The sequence below is a fragment of the Pseudomonas sp. NPDC087803 genome (genome assembly GCF_044742995.1).
Taxonomy (GTDB): domain Bacteria; phylum Pseudomonadota; class Gammaproteobacteria; order Pseudomonadales; family Pseudomonadaceae; genus Aquipseudomonas.
The window spans coordinates 23,502-30,244 of sequence record NZ_JBIUVO010000061.1 but is presented as its reverse complement, the minus strand read 5'-3'; the positions used below and the strand labels follow the sequence as shown (position 1 = coordinate 30,244).

The following is a 6,743-nucleotide window of genomic DNA, read 5'->3' as shown; positions in this document are numbered from 1 at the left end:
GCTTACGGCCAGGTCACTGCCGAACGCGACGAACTCGGGCACATCACCCGCTACGAGTATGACGACGACCTGCATCTGGTCTCGCGCAAGATCAACCCCGACGGCACCCGGGTGCAGTACCGCTACGACCATACGCAACTGCTGCTGACGGAAATCGAGAACGAGTCCGGCGAAAAATACCGGCTGGACTACACGCCCACCGGATTGATCCGACAGGAAACCGGCTTCGACGGCCGGCGCACGGCCTATGCCTACGACCGCAACGGGCACCTGCTGGAGAAGACCGAATTCGGCGATGACGGCTCGACGCTGGTCACCGCCTACGCGCGTGATGCGGCCGGGCGTCTGCTGCTGAAAACCCTGCCCGACGGGGTTGAGGTGGCTTACACCTACGACCGCCTGGGCCGATTAACCGGTGTCGATGACGGTCAAAAACATCCGCTGGCCTTCGAGTACGACCTGCAGGACCGGCTGATCACCGAGCACCAAGGCTGGGGCACCTTGCGTTATGCCTATGACGCTTGCGGCCAGCTCAAGCGCCAGCGTCTGCCGGACAACAGCAAGCTCGATTATTACTACGCCAAGGGCGGTGCGCTGACGGCGATCGACCTCAATGGCACACGGCTGACCAGCCACGTTTACCAGTCCGGTCGCGAGCAACAACGCCAGCAAGGCCTGCTGCTCAGCGACTATGCCTACGACGAGCAGGGCCGATTGCTGGCCCACGCTGTAGGCCATCAGCACGACTCGCTGTATCGCCGCGATTATGCCTACAGCGCCAACGGCAATCTGGAGCACATTGCCGACAGCCGCCACGGCCAACGCACCTACGCCTACGACGCCCTCGACCGCTTGATCCGCGTGCGCCACTCGCGCGACGAACTGCCGGAATCCTTCGCCCACGACCCGGCCGGCAACCTGCTGATGCAGGACCGTCCTGGCCCCACGCGGATCAACGGCAACCGCCTGCTGATGCAAGGCGACCGGCACTACGACTACGACGCCTTCGGCAACCTGATCCGCGAACGTCGTGGCCGCGATCAACTTCTGATCACCGAATACCGCTACGACTGCCAGCACCGCCTGATCGGCCTGACCCGCCCCGACGGCCAAACCGCGACCTACCAGTACGACGCCTTCGGCCGCCGCATCCGCAAAACCGTCGACGGCGTCAGCACCGAATTCTTCTGGCAAGGCGACCACCTCGTCGCCGAAAGCAGCAAAAGCCACCACCGCAGCTACGTCTACGAACCCGGCACCTTCCGCCCGCTGGCGCTGCTCGACGGCAAAGGCCCGAAACGCGCCTGCCCGTTCTACTACCAACTCGACCACCTCGGCACCCCGCAGGAACTTACCGACTACAGCGGTGAAATCGTCTGGTCGGCGCAATACGACGCCTACGGCAAGGTCGCGGCGATCACCCTCGCAGGCGAGGACTACCTGGATCAGCCGTTGCGGTTTCAGGGGCAGTATTTCGATGCGGAGAGTGGGCTGCATTACAACCGGCACCGGTATTACGACCCGCGGTTGGGGCGGTATCTGACGCCGGATCCCATCAAGTTGGCGGGTGGGTTGAATCAGTACCAGTACGTGCCGAATCCGACGGGGTGGGTGGATCCGTTGGGGTTGAACTCCAATTGTCCGCCGCCGACACCGCGCCGTCCGATGCGGTACGAGGCGGGTCGTGCAGTCGTCGAAGAAGGCGCGCCTCCACTGCCGAAGATGACAGCGCAGGAGCGGCGGGCGAGGCTTGATGAGGTGGCAGAAGAAAATGCTCATAGGCGTTTGGATGAAATGGAGAAAGCCACACAAGATGCACATTTCTTAGAAAAACATGGCAAACAAACCACACTAGCTTCTCAGCAGGAACGCTCATTAACGGGAAGAAATCCAACAACTGGAATTATTGAGGTTTATACCAATGGGAGACGAGCAGGGCAGCCAAAAATACCCAGTGCGGCTACTCACTTTTTTAGTTATCGAGATCAACTTAACGCAATTCATCGTGCACAGCTTATTTTTAGACGGAACGGTCAAATCGCGTCCAAAGAACCTATGAATATGGGGAAGGTTGTTGGCGAGGGATACAAAAGAGGGGGAGTCGTTTATGGACAGCAAACACATGCGGTAGTAGTTCTCAATAGAGCAGCTGAGCCGATAACCTCTTATACGGAGTTTGTGAATTGAAACGTAAGCCTGAATATTTTGTTTTACGCGGTCTGCTTTTTCTATTTGATATAGAAAATACTCATGATGACGCTCGTGAAAAAATCATCGTCTCGAAGAATGTCAATGACAAGCAAGAGCTTGCTGAGCTGTTTGATATTCTTATGAAACCTGAGTTTCTTTATTATAGTCTTGAGGAGCGAGAGTGGTGTATTGACACACTGAAGTACTATTTGGAAGCCGGTGATAGCTTTGATGAAGTATTTACAAGAATAACTACTTATTTTGATGACGACGTCGAGGATCAGCGCCAGTTCATGCAAGTTTTGTTGAGTTGTTTATTGAAGTATCACGTCGATGATTCAGATATGGGGTAAGGACGAAACAGCTGGGCTAATTCGGCTGACCCCTTCGCGAGCAGGCTCGCTCCTACATGAGGTTGTGTCGTCTGTGGAATCAGCGTTGGCCGATCATTTGCGGTTGATGAAGGTCGGCAGCGGTAAGGCTATCAATCACATGCACGCTATACCCCGGAACATTCTTCGCATGATGTTTCGCTTGCGATGCCATTTCTGCGAGTTGGCTGGCATCCAGTTCTGCGCAGGTTGCGGGGTGCAGGTGGACGACGCCTATCGATAACGAGAGCAGCGGAAATTCCTGCCGCATGCCCTGACGATTTGGTGCGATGAAGCAGCCGGCTTCCAGGTGCTCCGGGCGGTAGAAGCGTCGGCATTGGCTCTGAAAGTCGTCGAGCAGTTGGTTGAGGCGTTTGCGCCAGTCTTCCGGGCCGAGGACGAGGAGGAAGTCGTCGCCGCCGATGTGGCCGACGAAGTCGCGGGACGGGTCGACGCGTTCGTTCAGGCATTGCGCGAGGCACAGCAGGACTTCGTCGCCACGGCCGTAGCCGTAGATGTCGTTGAAAGGTTTGAAGCTGTCGATGTCGACGTAGCAGATGATCGATTCGCGGCCCTGTTGCAGCAGGCGGGTCAGGCATTGCTGGATCGGCACGTTGCCGGGCAGCAGGGTCAACGGGTTGGCGTAGCGCGCCTGCTGGATTTTCAGTTCGGTGATCAGTTTGAGCACGTCGATTACCCGACCGAGGCCGAGATATCCGCCGTTGAGGGTGATGATGAAATCTTCTTCGATGCGCTGCCGGGCGCGGCTGGTGATCAGGCGGCTGGCCTGTTGCAGCGACTGGCTCATCTCCACGGCGAGGAAGTCGTCGTTCATCAGGCGGCTGATCGGTTTACGGGCGAACAGGTCGGTGGCGAACGGTTTGAGCAGCGCGTCGGACAGCGAATGGCGATGGACGATGCCGCACGGCTGGCCCTGCTCGTCGAGCACTGCCAGTGAGTTCAGATTGGCCTGGCGGCGGAAGGCCTCCAGCACTGTGGCGGTCGGTGTATCGCGATGCACCGCCGGTTGATCGTTGAGCAGGGCGCTGAGGTCGCTGCCTTCGTCATTCAGTGCTACGGCGCTGCTGTCGTGTTTCGGCATCAAGGCTCGGGCATCGCGGGATGGATGCTCCTGTGGACGACCGAGCAGGTAACCCTGCACCAGATCGACGCCCATCTCGGTCAGCACCGCCAGTTCTTCCGGCAATTCGATACCCTCGGCAATCACCTGCGCCCGTGAGGCCTTGGCGATTTGCAGGATCGATCCGACGAACTCGCGCTTCAACGCGTCCTGATGAATACCGTCGATGAAGTGGCGATCAATCTTCACGTAATCCGGGCGCAGTTCCGACCACAGGCGCAAGCTCGAATAGCCGGCGCCCAGGTCATCCAGCGCAATCGAAAAGCCCATGGCGCGATAGTGATGCAGCGCAGTTTGCAGCAACTGGAAATCGTCGATCGGCGTCTGTTCGGTGAGTTCGATCACCACCTGGCTCGGTGGAATGCCGAAGTCCTGCAACAGTTGCAGGGTCCGTCCCGGCTGGTGCGCAGCCTCGAGCAGGGATTCCGGTGAGACGTTGAGGAACAGCTTGCCCGGCAGTTGCTGTTCATTGAAACGACGGCAGGCAGACTGACGGCAGGCAATTTCCAGTTCGCTTAAACGGCCGGCCTGACGCGCCACGGCGAACAGCGCGATCGGCGAGTGCAGAGGGCTGTTGGACGGGCCACGGGTGAGGGCTTCGTAGCCGAGAATGCGGCGTTCGGAGAGACAGATGATCGGCTGGAACAGGCTGTGCAAACCGCTTTGAGTCAGGATCGAGCTCAAGGCACTCAGCTGTTCGGTCGTGGTCATGGCAATCTCTGGCGATAAAAAAAGGACTGGGAGCGTTCTCGATGAAGAGAGCCGCTCCCAGTCCTTTATTGCACGACAGAATGATGACTGTTTGATGACGATCCGGGGATCGTCAGCACTAAATTGCCATCATCTTACTTCTTGGCCACCTGATTGCTCAGCTTCAGGTAATCGAGCAGTACACGCCCGGTTTCAGCCAGATAGGCGTCGTCCTCTGGTTTGACTTTGTCCGGCTCAGCCGCAGCCAGGGCGTCGTCATCTTCTTTCTTCAGCTCTTTGAGCGGCTCTTCGCCTTTGGCTTTGCGACGGATGTTTTCCATCGCCAGCTGCTTGGCATCAATGTCCGCGTGCTGGGCACGGCGTTCGGCTTCGTTGAGGCTGACGGTTTTCTCTTCCATCAGCTTCTGCGCCAAGGCCAGTTTGTCGCGGATGAACACGAACTCGGCATCTTTGGAGCTGCGTGCGTCATGCTCGGACTTGAGCTGCGCCAGGTACGGCTTGAACGGATCGGAGGCCGGTTTGATCGCGGCCTTGATAGTGTCCCACGGCATGGCTTCCGGCAGGGCGCTCTCGCCGATTTCCTTGGTGTCGATGATCGACGGGTAGTCGATGTCCGGCAGCACGCCCTGATGCTGGGTGCTCTGCCCGGAAACCCGGTAGAACTTAGCCAGGGTCAGTTTCAGTTCGCCATGGTTCAGCGGCTGAATGGTTTGCACGGTGCCTTTGCCGAAGGTCTGGCCTCCGATGATCAGTGCGCGATGGTAGTCCTGCATGGCGCCGGCGAAGATCTCCGAAGCGGAGGCGGACAGGCGGTTGACCAGCAGAGCCATCGGGCCTTTGTAGAACGCGCCCGGGTTTTCATCTTCCAGTACATCGACGCGGCCATCGGCGTTACGCACGAGTACGGTCGGGCCCTTGTCGATGAACAGGCTGGTCAGCTCGGTGGCTTCCTGCAGAGAACCGCCGCCGTTGTTGCGCAGGTCGATGACCACGCCGTCGACTTTCTCTTTCTGCAGTTCGGTCAGCAGTTTCTTGACGTCACGGGTGGTGCTCTTGTAGTCCGGATCGCCGGCACGGAACGCCTTGAAGTCGAGGTAGAAAGCCGGGATCTCGATGATGCCGAGCTTGTAGTCCTTGCCGTCCTGTTTCAGGTTCAGCACGGATTTTTTCACCGCCTGATCTTCAAGCTTCACCGCTTCACGGGTGATCGGCACGATCTTGCTGGTCTGGTCGTTCGGCGCATTGCTGGCCGGAATCACTTCCAGGCGCACCACGGTGCCTTTCGGGCCGCGAATCAGCTTGACCACTTCGTCCAGGCGCCAGCCCACCACGTCGACCATCTCTTTGTTGCCTTGGGCAACGCCGATGATCTTGTCGGCCGGTGCAACCTGCTTGGTCTTGTCGGCCGGGCCTGCCGGCACCAGACGCACGACTTTCACCTGATCGTTGTCGCTCTGCAACACGGCGCCAATGCCCTCGAGGGACAGGCTCATGTTGATGTCGAAGTTCTCCGCGTTATCCGGCGACAGATAGTTGGTGTGCGGGTCGTAGGACATGGCGAAGGTGTTGATGTACGCCTGGAAGATGTCTTCCGCGCGAGTCTGGTCCAGGCGCGCCAACTGGTTCTTGTAGCGCTTGGTCAGGGTTTCCTGGATCTGCTTGGAATCCTTGCCGGCGATCTTCTGCCGCAGCACTTCGTCCTTGACGCGTTTGCGCCACAGGTCATCGAGTTCAGCGGTGGATTTGAGCCAAGGGGCATCCTTGCGATCAATCAGCAAGGTCTCCTTGGTGGTGAAGTCCATCTTGTCGACGCCCTTGTTCAGCTCCGCAATGGCGAAGTCCAGACGCGCCTTGACGCGGTCCAGATAGCGCTTGTAGATGGTGAACCCGGCGTTGAGGTCGCCGCTTTTGAGGAAGTCGTCGAACTGGGTCTTCCACTTGTCGAATTCGGCGATGTCGCTGGCCAGGAAATAGCTGCGCGACGGGTACAGCAGCATGATGTAGCTGTCGTAGATGATCACCGAGCGCGCATCGTCGAGCGGTGGCTTGCTGTAGTGGTGACGCTTGAGCAACTCGACGACGTTGAGACTGGCGATCACTTCGTCGCGATCAGGCTGCAAGTTGTCCCAGCTGTTGGCTGCGAATGTTTTGCCCGACATCGGCAACAAACCGATACCGATGAAAAGAGCGAGGGCGGTGCTGGGGAGCAAATGCTTCATGCTGATTCGACGCGGGGACAATTGATAACGCATATTAGGCCGTCTTTGAAGTCGCCGGTTCTACGAGAGCCGGTCGCATAATGCAAAAAGCCCGGCGCTACAGCTTCGGGC

At 58.4% G+C, this 6,743-nt stretch carries 4 protein-coding genes; 2 read left to right on the top strand and 2 right to left on the bottom strand.

The genetic code is table 11. The annotated features are described in order from the left end of the window. On the top strand, nucleotides 1–2,187 hold a 2,187-nt coding region (locus ACIOUG_RS22285; RefSeq protein WP_401068710.1), incomplete at its 5' end, for an RHS repeat-associated core domain-containing protein. Then, nucleotides 2,184–2,543, top strand: a complete 360-nt coding sequence (locus ACIOUG_RS22280) for a hypothetical protein (RefSeq protein WP_401068708.1) — start codon at nucleotides 2,184–2,186, stop codon at nucleotides 2,541–2,543. The genes ACIOUG_RS22285 and ACIOUG_RS22280, both read left to right, overlap by 4 nt. Nucleotides 2,544–2,622: 79 nt before the next feature. On the opposite strand, the gene ACIOUG_RS22275 is transcribed toward ACIOUG_RS22280, so the two are convergent. Then, entirely contained in the window at nucleotides 2,623–4,413 is a 1,791-nt protein-coding gene (locus tag ACIOUG_RS22275) for a bifunctional diguanylate cyclase/phosphodiesterase (RefSeq protein WP_401068706.1), read from the bottom strand. A 134-nt stretch (nucleotides 4,414–4,547) separates the two neighbouring features. Then, nucleotides 4,548–6,632 carry a carboxy terminal-processing peptidase gene (locus ACIOUG_RS22270; RefSeq protein ID WP_401068704.1) on the bottom strand — a complete coding sequence of 695 codons (2,085 nt, stop codon included), beginning with the start codon at nucleotides 6,630–6,632 and terminating at the stop codon, nucleotides 4,548–4,550. Nucleotides 6,633–6,743 lie beyond the last annotated feature (111 nt).

Excerpts from the sequence above, each read along its gene's own strand:
- ACIOUG_RS22275 (WP_401068706.1), bottom strand. The coding sequence starts at position 4,413 with ATGACCACGACCGAACAGCTGAGTGCCTTGAGCTCGATCCTGACTCAA.
- ACIOUG_RS22270 (WP_401068704.1), bottom strand. The coding sequence starts at position 6,632 with ATGAAGCATTTGCTCCCCAGCACCGCCCTCGCTCTTTTCATCGGTATC.